Here is a 21,738-nt window from a genome sequence, read left to right as displayed (position 1 = left end):
ATCCTGCTTGAAAAGGGATTCTCCCCATATCCCAGCCCCATGTTTATTCGTCAGGTTTACCGCGCGCCGGGCCATGAGCGCCTTTACGGTGTGCAATGTTTTTTGCAGCGGGGCTTTCGGGGGTATCTCTGAAAGCCCTGTTTGTATTTTCGGCGGCAATCCGTGCCGCCTGCCCTTGCCGCAGCGCCTGTCTGCACCAAGCCAGCGAGAACAATCGCCATGATGGATCAACAACGTCTGCACGAAATAGAGTCGCACTGTACACAGGAAAGCCCGCCCCGTTGTCGGGTGGCCTGTCCCTTTGATCTGGATGTGCGCGCCTTCATGGCCCGCATGGCTGAAGGCAAGCAGGGCGAGGCCCGCAAGGTGCTTGAGCGGCACTTGCCCCTGCCCGGCATTATTGCCCGCATTTGCGATCACCCCTGTGAAAACGCCTGTCTGCGGCAGGATCTGGGCGGCAGCCTCGCCATGCATGGGCTTGAACTCTCGTGCATGCTTGCTGTGGGCGCGCAGAGCCGTATGTTGCCCTTGCCGCCAAAAAAATACCGTATGGCTGTGATGGGGGCCGGGCTTGCCGCGCTTGCGGCAGCCTGGGATCTGTCGCGCAAGGCCTATCCTGTTGCAGTCTTTCACTCGGGAGCGCCGGGCGAATTTTTGCTCAAAGCGCATCCCGCACTGGCGGCAGACAATACGGCAGACAAGGCGGCGGACATTGCCAAGAATTTTTTGGCAGAAGACATGGAAGCTCTTGGCCGCCAGAAGGTCAGTTTTACGCAGGCAACGCTTGATGCCGCGCTGCTGGAAAAGCTGGCGGCTGAGTACGACGCCGTGCTGGTGGACGCCGATGCCCTGCAGCAGCTTGCACCCGACCTTGTACCAGATGAAGCGCAGGTGGATGCGGAAACCCTGCTCTGGCGGGACAATATCTGCTGCGCTGGCTGGCGCAGCCGCACCCCCACAGGCCACACTTTCGCCTCACCTTCGCGTCAGGCGGGGCAGGGGCGGCATGCGGCGCAGACTATGGAGCGTGTGACCAGCGGCGTTTCACTCACAGCCGCGCGGGACAAATTTCAGGGTCCGCTGCACACCGATGTGACGGGCATAAGCCCCGTGCCGCGTGTGGAACCTGCCGCGCAGGCAGCTTGCGGCGAGCCTCTCTATTCGGCGGAGGAATCCGCGCGCGAGGCGGAGCGTTGCCTGCAATGCCAGTGCATGATCTGCGTGCGCGAATGCGTGTACTTGCAGAAATACAAGGGCTATCCGCGCCTCTACGCGCGTCAGGTCAATAACAACGCGTCCATCGTCAAGGGGCTGCACACGGCCAATACCCTCATCAACGGCTGCGCCCTGTGCGGTCAGTGCGAGGAACTGTGCCCGGAGAATTTTTCCATGGCCGAACTGTGCCTCTCCGCACGGGAAGACATGGTGGAACGCGGCTTTATGCCGCCGACGGCCCACGAATTTGCGCTTGAGGATATGGAAAGCGCCTCCGGGCCGGAATGCGCCCTTGTGCTGCCGCCCTTGTTGCCAGCCGCAGAATCCCAGGACGCTGGCGCGAATCTGGGTGCAGGCGAGCCGTGGCTGTTTTTTCCCGGCTGTCAGTTGGCTGCGGCGCGCGTGGAACAAACGGCGGCGCTTTATGATCTGTTGCGCGAAAAACTTGGCAGCGGTCTGAAGTCCGGCGTGGGCATCATGCTTTCCTGCTGCGGCATCCCGGCGCGCTGGGCCGGAAGAACGGCCCTGTTCAGGGAACATACGGACAAACTGCGCAAGGCCTGGGAGGGTCTGGGCAAGCCGCGCATCATGGCGGCCTGTTCTTCCTGCCTTACGGCCTTGAGGGAAGCCCTGCCGGAAGCGCAGACCGTTTCCGTGTGGGAAGTGCTGGACGGCTTGCCGTTTGAGGCTCCTTCGGCAGGTAATTCCCTGCCCTCGGTTTTTTCCATTCAGGATCCCTGTACCGCCCGGCACGATGCGGCATGGCTTGCCGCTGTGCGCAGTCTGGCAGGCAAATGCGGGGCAAAAATTGAAGAACCGCGCCTTTCCGGCGCTTCCACAGCCTGTTGCGGCTACGGCGGTCTTGTGTGGTGCGCCCAGCCGGAAACCGCCCGCGCCATGAGCGATCACCGGGCCGCCCAGCTTGAGCACCCCGGCCTTGCCTCGTGCATCATGTGCCGTGACCGCATGGCGGCCAGCGGCAAGGAATGCTGGCATCTGCTTGATCTGCTGCTGCCAGCGTCAACCATGGCGCAGTCCGGCGCGGCCCAAGGCCCCGGCCTTTCGGCGCGCCGCGCCAACAGGGCTGCCTTGCGCCGCAAACTGCTGGAGAAATACGGCAGCGCCGTTGGGCAGCAGGCCCTGCTTGCAAACACGCCCGAGCAGGCGGGAAAGGGCAGGGTGCTGGTGACGGAGGAAGTGCTGGCGCGGCTGGAAGAGCGGCATATTCTGCTCTCAGACGTGGAAGGGGCCGTTGTGGGGGCCGAGGCCAGCGGCCACTGGTTTGAAAATCTGGATGACGGGCATCGTCTTGGTTCGTGGCGGCCCAGAAAGGTGACTTTCTGGGTGGAATACGAAGCGCAGGGCGGGGCCTTTGTCCTGCACGATGCGTGGTGCCACCGTATGGTGGTGCCGGGTTCCGGCGGTCAGGAAGCTGCGGATGTTATCAACAGCCACCAGTGCTGCACCGATGGGCAGCGCCCCAACATGTCGGGTGCGCAAAATAGCGGGCAGAGAGGTGAACAGTCATGAGCATGGGGCCAAACTACGGGCCGGACGGCGGCCAGTGGGTGTGCGGGCGTTGCCACGTTGCCCTTGAGCAGGTGAAGGTTCCGGTTTTTTATCTCAACAGCGCCTTTGACGTGTTTTTGCCGCGCTGCCCCAAGTGCGGGCTGACGCAGGTGCCCAAATCTTTGGCCGAAGGCAAGATGCTTGAGGTGGAAGCACTGCTGGAAGATAAATGAACGCACTGTGGGAAAGGCCCGACTTTCGCCGCGCAGCTGGAGACGCATGGCGTCCCGGCGGCGTGGAACTGACGCGCCGCGCCCTTGCGTGGTGCGCTTCTGGGGGCCTGCTTGCGCCCGGCGGGCTGGTTCTTGACCTTGGCAGCGGGGCAGGGGCGACATTGCGCCTGCTCACGCAGATGGGCTACCGCGCCGTGGGGCTGGACAAATACGCCGAGGCCGGATTTTCTGACGGTGCCAGCCCCTCAGTCAACGCGCCACATAGTGATGATTGCCGCCTTGTGCGGGCCGACCTTGAGCGCCCGCCGCTGGCTGCGGATTCCTGCGACTGCATAGTTTGCGAGTGCGTTCTTTCCTTGTTGTGCAATCCTCTTGCGGCTTTGCGCGCCGCCTGCCGCGCCCTGCGCCCCGGCGGGGCGATGGTGGTCAGCGACCTCATGCTGCGGCCAGGCTATGAACGCCCTGTCAGCTCTGGCTGCTCTGGTACAGGCCCTTCCCGCTCCGGTTGTTCCTGTTCCGGGTACGCAAGCGGATTGCAGTCAAGCTCGCCCCAATCCAGCCCGCTGAAATCAGAGACGGCTCAGGCCCTTCCGGTGGAATACGCTGCGCCGGGTTCATCGTGCCTTGCGGGTGCGCGGCCTGAATCAGTGTGGCGCGGGCTTGTGGAAGCGGCGGGCCTGCACTTGCTGCACTATGAAGACAACAGCCGCGCTTTGGTGGAGCTGGCCGCCCGCATGATCTGGTACGGTGATGACGCAACCCGGCCCGCGGCGAATCACGGCAGCAATGGTTGCGCGTGCGGGGGCGCAGCTCCCGGCAAAGCTTGGCGAGCCTATGGATACGGTCTTTGGATTGCCCGAAAGGAGACGCTATGAATCCCATGATGATGGAATTGCTGCCCCTGGTGCATCAGGGCTATTGTTGCAGCCAGCTGCTGCTCCTGCTCATGTTGCAGGCTCAGGACAGGCAGAATCCCGGCGTGGTGCGCGCCGCGCAGGGGCTGTGCCACGGCATCGGTCAATCGGACGGTCCCTGTGGTCTCTTGACCGGCGGGGCCTGCGCCCTGGCTCTGGTTGCGGGTAAAGGAGCGGAAGATGAAATTCCGCATCCCATGCTCACGCCTCTGCTCAATGATTACGCCACATGGTTTTATGACCGCACGGAAGCTTACGGCGGTCAGCGCTGCGGGCAGATTGCGGCTGGGCTTGGCGCGACTTCCGGCGCTGCGGGCGAGCAGCCAAATCCTGTGGCCTGCGGCGACTTGCTGGCGGAATGCTGGGGAAAAATCATGGAACTGGTTCAGAGTTACGAGCTGGATCTGACGGAAAAGGCATGACCTTACGCCGCACTCAGAGTCTTTGCCCCGTGTGCCTACGCCGGGTAGAGGCCACCTATGAGAGATCGGTCAAGGATGCACTCACTGTCGTACTGCGCAAAACCTGCCCGGATCACGGCACGTTCAGTGTCCCCGTATGGCGGGAGGCCAAGCCCGGTGCAGTTGCCACGCCGCCCTTTACAGCATGGTCACGGCCCAAAAGCCCCTCCTACCCGGCCAATCCGCGCACGCCCATCCGCGATGGCTGCCCCTTTGACTGCGGCCTTTGCCCTGCCCACGCCCAGCATACCTGCACAGGCCTGTTTGAGGTGACCATGCGTTGCGACATGGCCTGCCCTGTGTGCTATGCATCTGCTGGTTCCATATCGAATCAAAATTTTGAAGAGGCGGGAGACGTGCCGCTGAGCGTGATTGCCGCGCAGATGGATACCCTCAAGGGCGCGTCCGGCCCCTGCAATGTGCAGATATCCGGCGGAGAGCCGACCATGCGCCATGACCTGCCACAGATCATCACGCTTGCGCGGCAACGCGGCTTTGGGCTGGTGCAGATCAATACCAACGGGCTGCGCTTGTCGCGCGAGCAGGGTTATGCCCGTGCGCTGCGCGAGGCCGGGCTTGATTCCGTCTACCTGCAATGGGACGGCGTGCGCGAAAGCAGCTTTACAAGCCTGCGGGGCAGGGAATGCCTCGATTTCAAGCGCCGCGCCGTGCGCAACTGCGCAGAGGCCGGGCTTGGCGTGGTGCTGGTGGCAACCGTTGTGCGCGGCGTCAACGATGGTGAACTGGGCGATCTGCTGCGCATGGCGCTGGAACTTGGCCCCGCGGTGCGGGGTCTGCACATGCAACCAGCCGCCTTTTTTGGGCGCTACCCCTGGAGTTTGGAGGAAGCCCCGCGCCTGACCCTGCCCGAAGTGATGGGCGCGCTTGCCCGGCAGGCGCCGGAAATGGTCAGCCCCAGTCACCTGCACCCGCCGGGATGTGAGAACGAGCTGTGTTCCTTCAGTGCAGTATACCGGCGGGTGCAGAAAAACGGCGCACCTTCGCTGGAATGGCTGGCCGATGCGGGGCAGTCGTGTTGCTCGCCAGCACCGAGGGCCGCTGGCGCGGAAGTGCCTCCGCCCGCTGAGGACGGGGCGCGTAAGGCCAAGCAGTTTGTGGCCCTGCACTGGAAGGGCGACAGCGGCGGGGAATCTGCCTGCGCCTGTGGGGGCGCATCTGGCCCTGACTCAGGCAACGCAGGCAACAATGCCAATGCGGATGGCTTCAGCCGGTTTCTTGCCCAGGCCGGGGCAGAGCAGCGCTTCACGCTTTCGGCCATGGCTTTTCAGGATGCCCTGAGCCTCGACCTTGACCGCGTGCGCGGCTGCTGCATCCATGTGGTGCGGCCTGACGGGCGCATGATTCCGTTCTGCCTGCACAACCTCACTGCCAGCGACGGCACGCGCCTGTATGGTGACGCATAGTGTCAGATGACGTAAATCATCCTTCCAGAACAGGTTTCGGCTCCTGCTCGCTTGATCTCTGGCTGGCCCGTCAGTGTGGGGCGCGCAGTTCCGGGGAGCTGCCCGGCAGGCTGGCGATTGCGCAAACGGCCTTGCTGCGCAGCACCTTGCGGCAGGCATTGCGTGGGGCGTTTTATGCCAGGCATTTGCGGGAGTGCGATCTGGATATAACCAGTGTGGATGATCTGGAGCGCCTGCCCTTCACCACTGCGGAAGACCTGCGCCACTGGGGTGATTTTTTGTGCGTTTCTCAGGGGGATGTGCAGCGTATGGTCACGCTGCACACGTCAGGCACCACGGGGCAACCCAAGCGGCTTGCCTTTACTGATGCGGACTTGGCCCGCACGCGCGATTTTTTTGCCGTGGGCATGAGCCAGCTTGTGGGCGCGGGGCAGCGGCTGGCAGTGCTGTTGCCCGGTGCGGAGCGGCCTGACGGCGTGGCCGACCTGCTGCGGCAGGCTTTGAGCGCGGCGTGTGTGGATGTGCTGGCCCCACCGCCGGAAGTTCACGCGGTTCCAGCGGCAGATACAGACTCTTGCGCGGAGCCGGGCAAAGCCCTTGCCCTGTGGCTGGAGCAGGCAAAGCCCCATTGCCTTGTGGCCGCGCCCGCGCAACTCGCCCTTTTGCTGAAGCACTTTCCCCACCGGGGGCCGCAGGGGCTTGAGGGTATACTCACCAGCGCCGAGCCGCTGGACGATGCGCTTGGGCAGGCTCTGCGCCGGGCGTGGCAATGCGAGATTCTGGATCACTACGGCCTTACTGAAACAGCCTACGGTTGCGCGGTGGAATGCCCCGCCCACCAGGGCTTTCATGTGCGGGAACTGGACGTTCTGATAGAAATAGTAGATATTTCAGGGCGTAAAGTATTGGCCCCAGGTGAAGAGGGCGAGGTTGTCATTACCACGCTCCAACGGCAGGCAATGCCCTTGGTGCGATACCGAACTTGTGATGTGGCTTGTCTGCTGCCAGCCCCTTGCACCTGCGGCAGCCCTTTGCGCAGGCTTGGCCCTGTGCGTGGCCGCATTGAACGCAAAAACGGGCAGCCGCCGCGCATCGTGCGTCCCGCCAAGGGGCGGGGTCTTTAGCGTCTGATGCCATGCTCGGCAATGGGGCTTATTGTATCTGCTCCATACTTTGATTGTTTTCAGCGCAGAAACGCGAAGAAGAAAGCACATGAAACCAGCCGTTCTGATTCTTGCAGCAGGCATGGCCTCGCGCATGGGCGCAGCCAAGGCCCTGCTTTCCCTGCCCTCGCTGCCCGAAGGCGGGCGCTGCTCCGCCCTGAGGGGGCTGGTCAGTCTGTACCGTTCCCTTGGTGTGGAAAATGTGGTGATCGTCAGCGGCTTCCACGCCGAAGTTGTGGAAGCAGAGGCACTGGCGCAGGGGCTGACCGCAGTGCGGAATCCCGACCCGCAGCGGGGCATGTTTTCATCAGTGCAGACTGGTGTGGAGGCCCTGGTGAAGGGCGGTTTTGAGGGACAGTTTTTTGTGCAGCCTGTGGATGTTCCGCTGGTGCGGCCCCTGACCATCAGGGCTTTGCTCGACGCCGTCGGGCAGGAAGAGGCCAACCAAGCGGCAGCACTGGCTGTGAGCGGCAAGGCCGCGCCCATGCCGGTGCTTGTGCCGACATTTGACGGCCAGGAGGGGCATCCCCCCCTGATTCCCATGACTTTGGCCCCGCATATTCTGGCGCACCATGGGCAAAACGGGCTGCGCGGGGCGCTGGAAGGCGCGCCCTTGCGGCATGTACCTGTGGCTGACGCCCTGATTCTGGAAGATATGGACACCCCTGATGACTATGCGCGCCTGCGAGTGCTGGCCAGTGAGCGGCATACACTCTCGCCTGTGGAGGCAGAATGCCTGCTGCACACGTGCAATGTGCCGGAAAAAGGCTTGCGTCACGCGCGGGCAGTGGGGGCTGTGGCCTGCTGCCTGGCCGAGGCTCTGGCGCATGCGCGTGAGGCCGCAGGCTATGATGCCGGGGTGGATCCCCGCCTGGCGCTGTCTGGCGGGTTGCTGCATGATATCTGCAAAGGCCAGCCCAGGCATGAGGCGGCTGCTGGGGAATTTTTGCGGCGGCTGGAATTGCCGGAGATGGCGCGTCTGGTGCAGGATCACCGAGATCTGTCCTTGCCGGAGGACGAGCCGGTCACAGAGCGCGAATTGGTCTATCTGGCGGACAAATATTGCTACGGCGGCAACTTTGTGCCCGTGCAGCGGCGTTTTGGCCTCAAAATGGAGGCTTACGCTCAGGATGCCCCGGCCTGCGAGGCCATCCAGGGGCGGCTTGGTCGCGTCAAGGCGCTGGAAGAGCGCATTGCCCGCGAAATAGGCAAAGAACCAGCCCTGGTGGCGGAACGCGCCCTTGTGCGTAATTGCAATGCTGCGCGCGGCAATGCCGCCCGGCGTGAGGTTGCATGAGCGGCATCTGGCTGGTGCGGCACGGCATGTTGCCGCCCAATCCAGAGCGGCGCATGGTCGGCGCGCGGAATATTCCCTTAAGCTCTGCGGGCCGGGAGCAGATACGCCTCTTGGCGCGGCAGTTCATGCCAGCGGTGCAGGGCGCGCTTGGCGCGGTCATCTGCTCGGATCTTGACCGCTGCCGGGAGACTGCCGCCATCCTGATGGAGGCAGTGCCGCAGGGGCGGCCTCCCCTGCATGTGGAGCCCGGTCTGCGCGAGATTGACCTTGGCCTCTGGCAGGGAATGACCAAGGCGGAAATTGAGCTCGCATGGCCCGGAGCGCATGCAGCGCGCGGGCAGGATATGGCGCACTTTTGCCCCCCGCATGGCGAAAGCTTCATGCAGGCCCAGCGCCGCGCTCTGGCGGCTGTGGCGCGCTGGAGGAGGTTTTACCCCGGTGCAACCCTGCTCATGGTTTCGCATGCGGGTATTCTGGGCAGCTTGCTGGCCCACTACCTTGCCCTGCCGCTCAAGGATGTGCTGCGCATACCCCAATACTACGGGTGCCGCGCCTTTGTGCCGGAATGGTAGTCTGCTAGCCGCAACCAGTACGCGCTGGCAGCACTCCCCCTTGCCTCAGATCCAGGCCGTGGGGTTGTACACACGGATGTGCAGCTTGATGTAACGGTCTGTGAGCACCTCTGCGGGCAGATTCAGGGCGATATGCTCCTGCTCGTGCTGGCTGAATTTTGCCAGCCAGTCCGCCGCTTCGCGTCCCAGTTCCGCCATGCGCGCCTGGGGCGTAAAGAGCGACGCCGGGCAAATCTGATAAAGGTACATCTCTCCCGCGTTCAGCACAAAAGGAAAAAGCCCGCAGGCCACAGGCCGTTCTGGCCGGGGCAGGCGGCAACCCTGATTTGTGCACGAGCGGCAACCCCGCCCGTCCATAAAGGCCGTATCCTTGTTGAGCAGATAAAAGTCGTTGGCAAGACCGGGGCGCAACTGCTCGGGCAGCAGGCCCATGGGAAAAAGCTCGTTGGAATCCTGCGGCCCGCAGCAATAGCGGCAATCGCGGCAATAGCCGTTTTGCAGCCAGCCTTCACGCCAGTTGACGGCTCGGCGGCGGGGAAAGACCTTCTGCCAGTGCGACAGGTAGTCCCAAAAACCTTTGCTCATACGTTCTCCTGAAAGCAGCTATCCGGCCCTACATCAGCTTGTGTGCAGCAGCACCATGCCGCAGACAAGCAGGGCAATGCCTGCAAATGCGCAGGGGTAGAGCTTTTGGCGCAGCAACAGCCATCCGCCCACGGATGTGCCAAGCACGCCAAAACCGCCCCACATGGCGTAAGCCACGGCCAAATCCATATGATGAACTGCCAGTGAAAGGCAATAGAAAGCCAGCCCCACCAGCGCAAGGGCCAGCAGGCCCACGGCGCGGCGGCGGAAGCTGTCGGAGCGCACCAGCAGCATGTTGGCGGTCACGTCCAGCGCGGCGGCCAGCAAAACCAGCGGCAATGCGGCGTTCTGGAACAGGCTTGAAATATCCATCATCTGTTCCCTCCTGCGGCAAGGCCGTTGTTCAGGGCAGGCCCTTCTGCGCGTGGCTTGCGGGTTTCAGCCTTGCCGCTGGCCGTGGGGGATTCCTCCCGGATGGGTTTGGGAGTTCCGTGCCCGGTCCCGTAATTGACCAGTAAAGCGCCAGACAGCACGCAGGCCAGGCCCAACGCGCGGCGCAAGGTCAGGGCTTCGTTCAGGAAAAGCACGCTGCCCAGGGTGATGCAGGTCAGGCCCAACCCTTCCCAGAAGGCAAAGGTCACGCCGACGGGGATGCCCGTAACGGCCTTGGACAAAAAAAAGTAGGACATGGCGATGGCCAGCCACATGACAACCAGCCCCAAAACGTGTGCGTGAGGAAAAGCCCAGCCCTGCGCCAGCTTCATGACAAGTGTTCCGCCCACCTCCAGAAATACGGAGGCAAGAAGGCAGCACCAATGGTACGGTTTTGATCTAAGCATAAAAATCTCTCGCGGAAAATAGAAAGACAATCCTTCAGCATTGAAGGACAACAATGGCTATGACCAGAGGAAGTAGCGAGAGATGCTAGAGCAGCGAACGCCAGTAGCGTTCTTCAGGAAAGCCTGAAACGCATGGGCGTAAAAGAGGCATAAAAGCAGAGTTGAAGCATAACATGGATAGATCATAAGGCCGAGGGATGGGGGAGTCAAGGTTGCAGTATGCGCTGACTATTCCCGATACTCACTGATGCAGGATCATTCAATCCGCCCTATGATTGCGCCTAGAAGGCGTAAGCGAGCGAAAGTTCAGCATAAAAAAAGGCGGGCCATGCGGCCCGCCTTGAATCTGCAATTATGTGCCGCTTATTGGGCGGCGATCCAGGCGTTGGCTTCCTCAAGGTTGAGGGTACCCTCGTACAGCGCCCTGCCGCTCACAGCGCCAGCAAGGCTGGTAGTGCGGGTGAGGGGGTAGAGCTTCTGCACATCCGCCAGCGTTGCAACGCCGCCCGCCGCGATGACAGGCGCCGTGGAAAGGCGCGAAAGATGCTCAAGCGCAGCCACGTTGACGCCGCACTGCATGCCATCGCGTTCGATATCGGTATAGATGATGAATGCAGCTCCATCGGCCAGCAGGCGGGGCAGAACCCCGTCAACGGTCAGGCCTGTGTCGGCAACCCATCCACGTGTCTTGAGTTTGCCGCCTTCCGCATCCAGCGAAACGCCAATGCGGCCAGGAAAGGCGCGGCACATCTCGGCAAAAAGCTCGGGCTGTTCCAGAGCCAGGGTGCCGATAATCAGGCGTGAAACACCCGCGTCAAAATAGGCCTGGGCTGTTTCCATGTCGCGGATACCGCCGCCAAGCTGCACGGGAATAGACAGCTCGGTGCATATGCGGCGCACGATCTCGCGGCTTTTGGCCGCGCCGTCAAAGGCTCCGTCCAGATCAACCACGTGTAGCCATTGAGCGCCTCGCGCTTCCCAGGCTTTGGCGGCGTCTGTGGGGTCTTCGGCAAAGACGGTGCTTTCATGAGCGCGGCCCTGCTTGAGGCGCACGGCCTTGCCGTCCTGAATGTCCACGGCGGGAAACAGAATCATAAACCCATATCCTTTACTGCTTTGCGCATACCGTCTTCGGTCAGTTCTTCGGCTGTAACCCACTGGCCGCGCCGCTTGAAGAACGTGCCGACGTTCATCAGATTGTCCACAAGGCCTTCCTGTCTTTCTTCAAAGACAGAGCGCGACATGATGGAGCCGTTGGCAATGTTGATGAGAAAAAACTCAACGCGCACATGGGCTGGCTCGGTAACACCGGCAGTGGAACCCTGGCGCTCGTGCCAGTCAAGAATCTGCGGCACCAGCAGCAATTGCGCGCCCTGCTTTTTGCCATAGGCAATCCAGAGCGGCAGGGCCTGCGGCTGCTCGGAACTGTGGAAGCGCGTAAGATCCTTGGACAGATCAACGGCGTCAATATACTTGAACTGACGTTTGGAATCGGCGGTGAGCACATTGCGGAGCCGACGGTCAAGCGAGGGCAGCTGTTCATCGGCAATGCGGCCCTGATCTTCAGGGATACGCCCGGTAATAAGCTGGCTTGCGTTGATCGGCTGGGTAAAGGGCGCAACCGATATGACATATGAAGGCGAAATAACGCGGGGAACGTCCGCCGTGCTTGTGGGACGGCGGCTGCAGGCGCAGGCGATCAGCATGAGGCAGAGCGCGGGCAGCAACAGCATACGAAGTCGGGATTGCATCAATCAAGACCTCCCTTTGTGCTTCTGATGGTTGTGCCGTTTCGGCGCACTGCCTGGGCCAGGGCAAGCCCCAGCCCCTTGGCCGCCGATTCCAGCAGATGATGGCCGTTCTGGCCATAGCGGAACTCCACATGCAGATTGCAGCGCGCGCTGCTTGCAAATGCCTTGTAAAATTCCCGCCAGAGGTCTTTTTCTTCCCCGGCCAGAACCGGGGGCAGCAATTCGCCGCCTCGCCACTCAAGCCAGGGGCGGCCCGAGATATCAACAGTGGCTTCTGCCAGGGCCTCGTCCATGGGAACACGCCCATAGCCCACGCGGGCAATGCCTGCCCTGTCGCCAAGGGCTTCAAGCAGTGCCTTGCCGAGCAGCAGCCCCACATCTTCTGTGGTGTGGTGGGCGTCCACTTCCATGTCGCCTTCGCACACCAGCCGCAAATCCATACCAGCCCAAAAAGCTGTCAGCGTCAACATATGGTCGAGCAGGCCAAAACCTGTTTTCACGTCCGTAATGCCCTGACCGTCAACGTTCAGTTCAAGCCGGATGTCGGTTTCAGCGCTTTTGCGTTCTTGCGTGGAGGTTCTGGGGGCGGTGTCGCTCATGGCTTCTCCGAGGTGTTTTCATCCTTGCCCGGTTTTGTCTTGGCATCGGCCGCTTCGCCGTCTTCGCCTTCGGGCTTTTCTTCAGATTCGTCTTCTTCCTTCGCAGTTTTTTTACCAAAGCCAGCCGCTACAAAGATGCTCACTTCATAGAGAACAAGCATGGGCGCGGCCATGAGCAACTGCGAAACCACATCGGGCGGCGAAAGAATGGCCGCCACAATAAAGATGCCCAAGATGGCGTAGCGCCGCACGCGGCGCATAAGCTCCGCCGTGATAATGCCCATACGCGCCAGAAAGAAGGCAAACAGGGGCATTTCAAACACAATGCCAAAGGCAAGAATGAGCTTGAGTACAAAACTCAGGTAATCGCTGATCTTGGGCATGGCCACAATGGTGTCGGTGGCGTAGCTCATAAAGAAGGCAAAGGCGTTGGGAAAGACCACAAAATAGCAGAAGGCTCCGCCGCTGATAAAGAAGAAGGCCGACATGACGGCAACGGGAATGATGCTCCGTTTTTCCTCTTCATACAGACCGGGAGCGATGAAGGCCCATACCTGATAAAAAATCGCAGGGCTGCTCACAAACACACCAGCCACAAAGGCAATATGCATGCGGGTGAAAAAGCCTTCGGGCAGGGTCGTGTAGATGGCGTGCGAGCCGTCAGGCAGAACGCTCAGCAGGGGGGCCACAAGGGCGTCAAAAATGGGATCAACCACGGCCCAGCAGGCTATAAAGCCCACCATGACAGCGAGGCAGCAGCGAACCAGACGGCCGCGCAGCTCCGAGAGGTGATCCATGAGGCCCATGGGCCTGTCGTCAGCCTCTTCTTCCTCCTTGTCTTCCGGCGTGGCAGGAGGCGTGCTTTCGCTCTGGATGGGCAGATTTTCGGGCTCTGCGGCAGGGCTTTGCACCGCTCCAGCCGGGGGAACCGGGGGGAGAGGAGGCTGCCCGTCAGCCTGAGTTTCCGGCGTTGCTTCCGGTGTCGTTGCGGGCGCAGGTGCTGCAGCGGGTTCGCCCGAAGGCTCTGCTACATGTTCAGGCGCAGTTTCTGCGCCCGATGCAGCAGGGGCTTCGGGTGTAGGAGCGGCAGACGCTTCTGCCGCGTCTACAGGCGTATCCGCAGGGGCCGCCCCCTGGATGGACGGCTCCGCTGCGGTTTCATTTGTCTTGTTGAGGTCGGAATGTTCCCCTGCGGTCTCAGGGGCAGACGGGGATGCGGCCACCTCGGGGCTCAAGGGTTTATCCGCACTCATGCCTTGCCGCCATTGTCAAGGGTAGCGGCGGCTTGGGGCGCGCCCAAGGGGGCAGAGGCCACCTTGGCTTCCGCGGCTTCTGCCTCTGCCTTTGTTTTGGCAAGGGCTTCAGCCAGAGGGCTGCCAGCTGGCGGAGCAACCGGGGCAGCCCCTTCTGCGGATGCTGCCGTGCCCGCAACAGGCTGGGCCTCGGGCTTGGTCTCTGCGGTGTGGGCTGCTTCGACAACCGGAGCGTCAGAGACAGTAGACTGTGGGGCTTCGGGCTGAGCCGCTTCGGTCATTGCCGTGGCGGCATTCTGCCCCGCATCGGCGACAGGTCGGGTAGCCGTGGCGTCAATAACCGCCTCTGAGGCAGGAATATTGTCAGCCTGAGCCGTTGTAGTTGCGGCAGGCTGGGCCTCGCTTGCCGCTGAGGCAGCGGCGGCCATTTCGGCGGCGTGGGCTTCCTTGGCGGCGGCAGCAGCTTCTTTTGCCGCTCTGGCGGCTTCCTGCTTGCGCTTACGCTGTTCCTCTTCCTCAGCCTCTGCATTCAGCGTGCGCTGAAAATCTGTGGAAACGCGGCGGAACTCACCCATGGCCTTGCCCAGCGTGCGCGACACGTTGGCAAGGCTTTTGGGGCCAAGTACAATGAGGGCCACCACAAGGATGACCAGAAGTTCAGTGCTTCCTATCCCGAACATGCTGCCCCCCTACTCCCACTCAATTGTGCTCGGCGGCTTGGAAGAAACGTCGTACACCACGCGGTTGACGCCCTTGACCTCGTTGATGATGCGGCTCGACATGCGCTCGATCAGTTCCGCAGGCAGGCGCGCCCAGTCAGCGGTCATGGCGTCCACGCTGTCAACCACGCGCAGGGCGATAACATGCTCGTAGGTGCGGCCATCGCCCATAACGCCAACGGTCTTGAGCGGCAGCAGCACGGCAAAGCCCTGCCATACCTTGCGGTACCAGCCGGATTCGCGCAGTTCCTGCTGCACGATCTTGTCGGCCAGGCGCAGAATCTGGAGGCGTTCTTCGGTGATTTCGCCAAGCACGCGGATGGCGAGGCCGGGGCCGGGGAAGGGATGCCGCCACACGATGGAGTCGGGCATGCCAAGCTCTGCGGCAACCTTGCGTACTTCGTCCTTGAAGAGTTCGCGCAGGGGCTCGATGAGCTTGAGCTTCATTGTGTCGGGCAGGCCGCCCACGTTGTGGTGGCTTTTGATAACGGCGCTGGGACCCTTGTGCGAGATGGACTCGATAACGTCAGGGTACAGGGTGCCCTGCGCCAGAAAGTCCACCTGGGGCAGTTTTTTGGATTCTTCGTCGAAAATTTCAATAAAGGTGTGGCCGATGATCTTGCGCTTCTTTTCGGGATCATCCACGCCCGCAAGCTTGGAAAGAAAACGTTCCTGTGCCTGCACGAAGTCGAGGTTGAGGTCAAAGTGTTCGCGCAGATAGCTGACCACTTCATCACCTTCGCCAAGGCGCAGCAGGCCGTTATCCACAAAGATGCAGTGCAGGCGCTTGCCGATGGCCTTGTTGAGTAGCACGGCCACCACGGTGGAATCGATGCCGCCAGAAAGGGCGCAGACCACGTGGCTGTCGCCCACCTGCTCGGCCATTTCGGCAACCACGCGCTCCACAAATGAAGACATGGTCCAGTCGGGCTTGATGCCCGCAACCTTGAACAGAAAGTTGCGCAGCATGCGCTCGCCGTCCACGCTGTGGTGCACTTCGGGGTGGAACTGCACGGCGTAGATTTTGCGGGAGTCGTCAGCCATGGCGGCCACATCCAGGGTAGGCGTGCGGCCCGTCACGGTAAAGCCTGGCGGCGGCGCAAGCACCTTGTCGCCGTGGCTCATCCACACGCGGCTGGTGGATTCGATGCCTTCCCACAGCGCGCAGGGCGCGGTGAGGGTAAGGTCGGAGGGGCCGTATTCGCGCGTGAGCGACTGGGCAAGCTGGCCGCCAAGGTTCTGGGCCAGCAGCTGCATGCCGTAGCATATGCCGAGCACCGGCACGCCAAGCTCAAGAAAACCGGGGTCAAGAACCGGAGCATCGGCTTCGCCCACGCTGGCCGGGCCACCGGAAAGGATGATGGCGGAAGGCTTCATTGCCGCCACCTGGGCGGCGGTGGTGATGCAGGAATGTATTTCGGAGTAAACCCCGGCTTCGCGCACGCGGCGCGCGATGAGCTGGGTAACCTGTGAGCCGTAGTCAATAATTATGACTTTGCTGGGCATATGTGTCCTCGCCTGGTGCTGGCCGTGGCCTGTTGCTGTGCGCCGCTACTGCGCGCCCGGTTGATCTTGCTCCTGATCGTTCGCCTGATCTTTTTCTGATCTTTTGCCCGATGGTCGTGATGCCGGGGCCTGTGGGCTATCTACGGCTTTGGGAGCCGCTGCGTTTGCCGCTTGTGTTGCCGCGGGATTTTTGTTCTCCGCCAAACAAGACGCGCCTGCTTTCCCGGTTGGTGCTTTAGCGGCACGTTGCCGGAAAAGCAGGCGAAATCTGATACCGCAGAGGGCAAAAGACCGCTGGCAGCGGTTTTGCCTAGTTCTCGATGCGGTAGTTCGGCGCTTCCTTCGTGATAACAACATCGTGGACATGGCTTTCGCGCAGGCCCGCAGGTGAAATTTCACAGAAGGTGGTGTTTTCAAAAAGATCGTTCAGATTGTGCGCGCCCACATAGCCCATGCCGGAGCGCAGGCCGCCCATGAGCTGGTACACAGCTTCCATGACCGGGCCGCGGTAAGGCACGCGGCCAACAATGCCTTCAGGCACGAGCTTCTTGCTCTTCTCCTGGAAGTAGCGGTCAGAGCTGCCATCCTTCATGGCGTCAATGGAACCCATGCCGCGATAAATCTTGTAGGTGCGGCCCTGATACAGAATGGTTTCGCCGGGGCTTTCCTCGGTGCCGGCAAAGAGGGAGCCGATCATCACCGAGTGCGCGCCCACCACAAGGGCCTTGACGATATCGCCGGAGAACTTGATGCCGCCGTCGGCAATGCAGCAGCGGTCCATCTCGCGCGCGGCACGGCTGCCGTCCATAACGGCGGTAACCTGCGGCACGCCCACGCCAGCAACAATGCGGGTGGTGCAGATGGAGCCGGGTCCGATGCCGATTTTGACGGAATCAGCGCCTGCCTCAAGAATGGCCTTGGCGCCCTCGTAGGTGGCAACGTTGCCTGCCACGAGCTGGCAGTTGGGGAACGCGCCCTTGACCATGCGGATGGCGTTGAGCACGTTGACCGAATGCCCGTGGGCAGAATCGAGCACCAGCACGTCCGCGCCAGCCTCGATCAGCTGTTCGGAACGGGATTCGCAGTCGCGCCCGATGCCGATGGCGGCGCCCACGCGCAAACGACCATTGGAGTCTTTGCAGGCGTTGGGGTACTTCTGGACTTTGTCGATGTCCTTCATGGTGATGAGGCCGCGCAAGAGGCCTTCTTCATCCACTACCAGGAGCTTTTCGATGCGGTGTTCGTGCAGGTGGCGCTTGGATTCTTCAAGCGAGGTGCCCATGGGCACCGTCACGAGGTTGGTGCTGGTCATCACTTCAGAAACGCGCACTGCCGCGCCGTCCTGCACAAAGCGCACGTCGCGGTTGGTAAGAATGCCCACCAGACGGCCATTCTCAACCACGGGCAAGCCCGACACGCGGAAGTCGGACATGAGGTCCAGGGCTTCCTGCACGGTGTTGTTGGGCGAAATAGTCACAGGGTCAAGGATCATGCCGCTTTCGCTCTTCTTGACCTTTTCCACCTCAAGACGCTGCCGCGCAACAGGCATGTTCTTATGGATGATGCCGATGCCGCCCATGCGGGCCATGGAAATGGCCATGGCCGCTTCAGTCACGGTGTCCATGGCGGCGGAGAGCAGGGGGATGCGCAGGGGAATTTCGGGGGTGAGCCAGGTGGAGATGTCAACGGCGTCGGGGGTGATGTCCGAAAAGCCGGGGACTAGCAAAATGTCGTCGAAGGTCAGCGCCTTACCGCGATTGGTGAACATGACGTCCTCGTAATTGGCTGTGATAATTATGCAAATTATAATCCAAAAGACTATCCCCTTGTGCCCCATATGTCAATGATGGCAGCGCTCGCCAGCCCTTGTGTTTCAAGGGGTAGCGGGTACGCGGGATATTCCTGCCGGTGGCGGTTTCAGCGCTAAAGCATGAAGGCGTGCTTTACGTCCGGGCGGTGCATGTGCTGACTGAGCAAGGCCCGCAAGGCGGGGTGCGTCAGCAGGCAATAGTGTTTGCGCCGCGGGTGAAGGTAAAGTCAGCGCGACCAGAAATCAGGGGCATGTAAGGGCTGTCTGCGCCCTTAGGCTACTGGTTTTTGTGTCAATCCGCTTGGGTATGCCGCAGTATGCCACAGCGTGGCGCGGCTGGTAGCATTGAATTGCGGCAGGGCGTGGCGCGCTGCTGTAGTTCAATGGGGTGCTGGCGGCGTACAGCTTTTAGCGAAAATTTGCAAGAGGCCCGCAGTGTGTTGTACGGTGCGGCTCAGCAGGCGGCCTTCTGAAAAGCCGGGCTTCGCGCGGGCATTCTGCGTCTAAGGCTTGACGTGGTGCATCAAACAGCCTATGAATCAGCACTTCGACCAATGCGCGGCTGCACTGTGTGAACAGCGGCTGCCGTAGGGAGGGCGCGAGAGCGCCGATTTTTTCGCCGCAGAGGCTGCGGCGCAATGGGGACTTCATGTTCGAGAGCCTTTCCGACAGACTTTCAGGCGTATTCCGCACATTCAGCGGGCGCGGGCAGCTCACCGAAGAAAATGTGCAGGCTGGCCTGCGCGAGGTGCGCCTTGCCCTGCTTGAGGCGGACGTCAACTTCAAGGTCGTTAAAGACTTTGTGGAAAGCGTGCGCGAAAAGTGCCTGGGGCAAGATGTGCTCAAGGGCGTGAGCCCTGCCCAGCAAGTCATTAAGATTGTTAACGATGAACTTGTGCAGCTGCTTGGCGGCGAAACCGCCGGGCTGAATCTGCAAGGGCGCGAACCTGCGGTCATCATGCTTGTGGGCTTGCAGGGCTCTGGTAAAACCACCTCTGCGGGCAAGATCGCCAATATCCTGCGCAAACAGAAGCTGCGTCCCTATCTGGTGCCAGCCGACGTCTACCGTCCGGCGGCTATTGAACAGCTGACAGTGCTGTCCAAGCAGCTCGACATGCCTTGCTATCCCTCCACGGTGGACATGAACCCCGTGGACATTGCCAAGGCCGCGCTTGAAAAAGCCCGCGAAGAGCAGGCCACCGTGCTGCTGATCGACACTGCGGGCCGTTTGCATGTGGACGAACCGCTCATGCAGGAGCTGGCCGCCATCAAGCAGGCCGTGCAGCCGCAGGAAATCCTGTTTGTTGCCGATGCCATGACCGGTCAGGACGCCGTGACCGTGGCCGAAAGCTTTAACGAGCGCCTCGGCATTACCGGTGTGGTGCTCACCAAGATGGACGGCGATGCGCGCGGTGGCGCTGCACTCTCCATCCGCTCGGTTACGGGCGCGCCCGTCAAGTTTGTGGGCATGGGCGAAAAACTGTCGGAGATGGAAGTCTTCCACCCCGACCGTATCGCTGGCCGCATCCTCGGCATGGGCGACGTGCTCACCCTGGTTGAAAAGGCGCAGAGCGCCATCAACGCAGAAGAAGCTGAAGAACTGGCCCTCAAGATGAAGAAGGCCAGCTTTGATCTTGAAGATTTCCGCACTCAGATGCGCCGTATCAAAAAGCTCGGCTCGCTCGACAGCATCCTTAAAATGATCCCCGGCATGGGCGGCCTGCGCGACAAGCTGGCCGAGGCCAGCGGGGCCATGCCTGAAAAGGAAATGGCGCGCACAGAGGCTATCATCAGTTCCATGACCATGGCTGAACGCCGCAATCCCGACATCCTCAACGGCAGCCGCAGGGCGCGCATAGCAAAGGGCGCAGGTGTTACTGTTGCCCAGGTTAACCAGCTTGTGCGCCAGTTTGAGCAGATGCGCCAGATGATGAAGGGAATGATGGGCGGCAAGGGCGCCAAAATGCCCGCAATGCCGCGCATGCGTGGTATGCCCCCCGGTATGAACCTGCCCAAGGGGCTTGGCGGTATGCCCAATCTTGGCGGCATGGGCGGAATGCCCGGCATGCCGGGGATGGGTGGAATGCCTGGAATGCCCGGCATGGAAGGTATGCCCGGCGCTCGCGCTGGCGCAACCAAGGCTGCGCCCAAAAAGCGCAAGAAAAAAGAGCGCCCCAAGCGCAAGAAAAAGTAACAATATTTACGGGGCAAGGAGCGCCGCCACGCGCGGCGATGAATCTCTTTGCGCCAGGGCTTCCCGCCCTTGCCCTTTCCCGGGCGCAACGCTAACATAACATCAATCAAAAGGGAGTTGGACTCATGGCAGTAAAGTTGAAATTGACCCGCCTCGGCAGCAAAAAGCACCCCTTCTACCGTGTGGTGGCCGCGAATGACGAAACCCGTCGTGATGGCCGTCCGCTGGAATTTCTGGGCTACTACAATCCCATGGTCAATCCGGCTGAAGTGAAGCTTGACGCTGGCAAGATCAAGGAATGGCTGGGTCGTGGCGCTGAGCCCACCAACACTGTTCGCGCTCTTATCAAAGAGCACCTGGGCTAGTTTATTAGGCTTATCTTTGCGGCAGCGCAGAGCCTACGGCAAATCTCTTTCAGGCATGCCCTGAAGGAGAACTTTGCTGCTGGCTGTTTTTTGGGAAAGCTCAGGCAATATCTGTCCCGGTTCATCAGAACCGGCGGTGGTCTGCAAGCAGGCCCCGTTTGAGCCGGGGGCGCGCTTGGCGCGCCCGAGGCCCACTGGCTGACCCCCACTGGAGGTACACATGAAGGCCCTGATAGAATACATTGCCAAATCCCTGGTGGATCATCCCGAAGAAGTGCAAGTCAGCGAAGTAGAAGGCGAGCAGACCACGGTTCTTGAGCTCAAGGTCGCCAAAGAGGACCTGGGCAAGGTTATCGGCAAGCAGGGGCGCACGGCCAGGGCCATGCGCACCATTCTGGGCGCCGCTTCCATCAAGTGCAAAAAACGCACAGTGCTGGAAATTCTGGAGTAGCGCCGCGTTCTTTCCAGTCCTTTGTTTCCTGACGGAAACGGGGAATGGGAAAAACCCGGTTCCGCCTGCTGCAATGCCTGGCATTGCAGCTACGCCTCAGCCCGCCGGAAACCCGGCAGAACTGGAAGTATGACGGAAACCTGGATTCATATGGGCACGCTGGCGCGGCCCCACGGCATCAAAGGGGAGATCTGCATCGACTGGCATGCGGACTCCCCCTTGCTTTTGGACACCCCCCTCTGGCTGCAGAAGGGCAAGGACGCGCCGCGCCGTGTCAAGATTGCGGCTGTGCGCAGCCACAAGGAGCGGCCTTTGCTCCTGCTTGAGGGCGTGGCCGACCGCACGGCGGCAGAAGCCCTGCGCGGCTGCAAGCTGTTTGTGCGGCGCGAAGATCTGCCGGAGCCTGATGACGACGAAGTCTATCTGGAAGATCTGCTCGGCTGCGACGTGGTGCTGCCTGGCGGTGCCCGCATAGGCAGGCTCGACCATTTTGAGTACCCCGCGGGCCTTGAAATGTGGGTCATCATGACCGACGATGACAAGGAAGTGCTCTTCCCCGCGCGGCCTGAATTTATTGCGGGTTTTGATTTGGAAATTCCCGCTGTGGTCATTGACCCTCCCGAAGGTCTGCTGGATATTTATCTTGCCGAGAGCAAGGCCGAGAGCAAGGCCAAGAGCAAGGCCGAAAGCAAGGCCGAAAGCAAGCCAGAGGACAAGGCAGAAAACAGTTAAGACACGGCGCAGGCTGTGCGGCGCAAGGTTTTCTGCTGTTCTGGCGGGCAAGATTTGATTGCGCGGCATGAGCCGCACTGAAACGGGGGAGGAACTTTCGGCGGAAGGTTCTTCCCCCGAAGTCATTGTACGCACCGCCAGCCACA

General features: G+C 61.3%; 22 protein-coding genes. 12 read left to right on the top strand and 10 right to left on the bottom strand.

Annotated features, from left to right (window positions below):
• Positions 1-162: 162 nt before the first annotated feature.
• From ACUZ9P_RS01420 to ACUZ9P_RS01385, 8 genes are all read left to right on the top strand, one after another.
• Complete coding sequence (locus ACUZ9P_RS01420) at positions 163-2,745, top strand: pyridine nucleotide-disulfide oxidoreductase/dicluster-binding protein (protein ID WP_449248349.1); 2,583 nt, start codon at positions 163-165, stop codon at positions 2,743-2,745.
• Positions 2,742-2,957: a DVU_1557 family redox protein gene (locus ACUZ9P_RS01415; protein ID WP_022659530.1), complete on the top strand. Its 216-nt coding sequence runs from the start codon at positions 2,742-2,744 to the stop codon at positions 2,955-2,957. Before ACUZ9P_RS01420 ends, ACUZ9P_RS01415 begins: the two co-directional genes overlap by 4 nt.
• Positions 2,954-3,832 carry a DVU_1556 family methyltransferase gene (gene trsM / locus ACUZ9P_RS01410; RefSeq protein ID WP_449248348.1) on the top strand — a complete coding sequence of 293 codons (879 nt, stop codon included), beginning with the start codon at positions 2,954-2,956 and terminating at the stop codon, positions 3,830-3,832. The genes ACUZ9P_RS01415 and trsM overlap by 4 nt, the downstream gene beginning before the upstream one ends.
• Positions 3,829-4,293 carry a DVU_1555 family C-GCAxxG-C-C protein gene (locus tag ACUZ9P_RS01405; protein WP_022659532.1) on the top strand — a complete coding sequence of 155 codons (465 nt, stop codon included), beginning with the start codon at positions 3,829-3,831 and terminating at the stop codon, positions 4,291-4,293. Before trsM ends, ACUZ9P_RS01405 begins: the two co-directional genes overlap by 4 nt.
• Positions 4,290-5,756 (top strand): radical SAM (seleno)protein TrsS, encoded by a 1,467-nt coding sequence (gene trsS, locus ACUZ9P_RS01400; protein WP_449248347.1) that lies wholly within the window; start codon positions 4,290-4,292, stop codon positions 5,754-5,756. Before ACUZ9P_RS01405 ends, trsS begins: the two co-directional genes overlap by 4 nt.
• The gene (locus ACUZ9P_RS01395) at positions 5,756-6,880 is read left to right on the top strand and encodes a DVU_1553 family AMP-dependent CoA ligase (RefSeq protein WP_449248346.1); all 1,125 of its coding nucleotides are present in this window, start codon (positions 5,756-5,758) and stop codon (positions 6,878-6,880) included. Before trsS ends, ACUZ9P_RS01395 begins: the two co-directional genes overlap by 1 nt.
• A gap of 88 nt (positions 6,881-6,968) precedes the next feature.
• Positions 6,969-8,216, top strand: coding sequence for a DVU_1551 family NTP transferase (locus ACUZ9P_RS01390; protein ID WP_449248345.1), 1,248 nt, complete (start codon positions 6,969-6,971; stop codon positions 8,214-8,216).
• Positions 8,213-8,788 carry a histidine phosphatase family protein gene (locus ACUZ9P_RS01385; protein WP_449248344.1) on the top strand — a complete coding sequence of 192 codons (576 nt, stop codon included), beginning with the start codon at positions 8,213-8,215 and terminating at the stop codon, positions 8,786-8,788. The genes ACUZ9P_RS01390 and ACUZ9P_RS01385 overlap by 4 nt, the downstream gene beginning before the upstream one ends.
• A gap of 45 nt (positions 8,789-8,833) precedes the next feature.
• Here the strand turns inward: ACUZ9P_RS01385 and ACUZ9P_RS01380 are convergent, their stop codons facing one another.
• From ACUZ9P_RS01380 to guaB, 10 genes are all read right to left on the bottom strand, one after another.
• Positions 8,834-9,373: a hypothetical protein gene (locus ACUZ9P_RS01380; RefSeq protein WP_298992415.1), complete on the bottom strand. Its 540-nt coding sequence runs from the start codon at positions 9,371-9,373 to the stop codon at positions 8,834-8,836.
• Between the two features lie 33 nt (positions 9,374-9,406).
• On the bottom strand, positions 9,407-9,745 hold the full coding sequence (locus tag ACUZ9P_RS01375) for an SMR family transporter (protein WP_298992537.1): 339 nt from the start codon (positions 9,743-9,745) through the stop codon (positions 9,407-9,409).
• Entirely contained in the window at positions 9,745-10,212 is a 468-nt protein-coding gene (locus ACUZ9P_RS01370) for a DMT family transporter (protein WP_449248343.1), read from the bottom strand. Before ACUZ9P_RS01370 ends, ACUZ9P_RS01375 begins: the two co-directional genes overlap by 1 nt.
• A 363-nt stretch (positions 10,213-10,575) precedes the next feature.
• Positions 10,576-11,307: a 1-(5-phosphoribosyl)-5-[(5-phosphoribosylamino)methylideneamino]imidazole-4-carboxamide isomerase gene (hisA, locus tag ACUZ9P_RS01365; RefSeq protein WP_449248342.1), complete on the bottom strand. Its 732-nt coding sequence runs from the start codon at positions 11,305-11,307 to the stop codon at positions 10,576-10,578.
• Positions 11,304-11,963 (bottom strand): hypothetical protein, encoded by a 660-nt coding sequence (locus ACUZ9P_RS01360; RefSeq protein ID WP_449248341.1) that lies wholly within the window; start codon positions 11,961-11,963, stop codon positions 11,304-11,306. Before ACUZ9P_RS01360 ends, hisA begins: the two co-directional genes overlap by 4 nt.
• Positions 11,963-12,562: an imidazoleglycerol-phosphate dehydratase gene (locus ACUZ9P_RS01355; RefSeq protein ID WP_298992431.1), complete on the bottom strand. Its 600-nt coding sequence runs from the start codon at positions 12,560-12,562 to the stop codon at positions 11,963-11,965. Before ACUZ9P_RS01355 ends, ACUZ9P_RS01360 begins: the two co-directional genes overlap by 1 nt.
• Positions 12,559-13,368, bottom strand: a complete 810-nt coding sequence (gene tatC / locus ACUZ9P_RS01350) for a twin-arginine translocase subunit TatC (RefSeq protein WP_449250220.1) — start codon at positions 13,366-13,368, stop codon at positions 12,559-12,561. Before tatC ends, ACUZ9P_RS01355 begins: the two co-directional genes overlap by 4 nt.
• 443 nt (positions 13,369-13,811) lie before the next feature.
• Entirely contained in the window at positions 13,812-14,495 is a 684-nt protein-coding gene (gene tatB / locus ACUZ9P_RS01345; protein ID WP_449248340.1) for a Sec-independent protein translocase protein TatB, read from the bottom strand.
• A 9-nt stretch (positions 14,496-14,504) separates the two neighbouring features.
• Entirely contained in the window at positions 14,505-16,040 is a 1,536-nt protein-coding gene (guaA, locus tag ACUZ9P_RS01340) for a glutamine-hydrolyzing GMP synthase (RefSeq protein WP_449248339.1), read from the bottom strand.
• Between the two features lie 310 nt (positions 16,041-16,350).
• Positions 16,351-17,808: an IMP dehydrogenase gene (gene guaB, locus ACUZ9P_RS01335; RefSeq protein WP_449248338.1), complete on the bottom strand. Its 1,458-nt coding sequence runs from the start codon at positions 17,806-17,808 to the stop codon at positions 16,351-16,353.
• Positions 17,809-18,499: 691 nt separating this feature from the next.
• Between guaB and ffh the strand changes: the two genes are divergently transcribed.
• The 4 genes from ffh to rimM all read left to right on the top strand — a co-directional run bounded on the left by ffh (position 18,500) and on the right by rimM (position 21,592).
• Positions 18,500-20,044, top strand: a complete 1,545-nt coding sequence (gene ffh / locus ACUZ9P_RS01330) for a signal recognition particle protein (protein ID WP_298992447.1) — start codon at positions 18,500-18,502, stop codon at positions 20,042-20,044.
• Between the two features lie 125 nt (positions 20,045-20,169).
• On the top strand, positions 20,170-20,409 hold the full coding sequence (rpsP, locus tag ACUZ9P_RS01325; protein WP_022659551.1) for a 30S ribosomal protein S16: 240 nt from the start codon (positions 20,170-20,172) through the stop codon (positions 20,407-20,409).
• A gap of 220 nt (positions 20,410-20,629) precedes the next feature.
• Positions 20,630-20,860, top strand: a complete 231-nt coding sequence (locus ACUZ9P_RS01320) for a KH domain-containing protein (protein WP_022659553.1) — start codon at positions 20,630-20,632, stop codon at positions 20,858-20,860.
• Between the two features lie 129 nt (positions 20,861-20,989).
• Entirely contained in the window at positions 20,990-21,592 is a 603-nt protein-coding gene (gene rimM, locus ACUZ9P_RS01315; protein ID WP_449248337.1) for a ribosome maturation factor RimM, read from the top strand.
• The last annotated feature ends 146 nt before the right edge of the window (positions 21,593-21,738 follow it).

It is taken from the genome of Desulfovibrio intestinivivus (assembly GCF_053570665.1).
The sequence above is the reverse complement of the archived record's forward strand: the minus strand, read 5'-3'. Positions and strand labels throughout refer to the sequence as shown.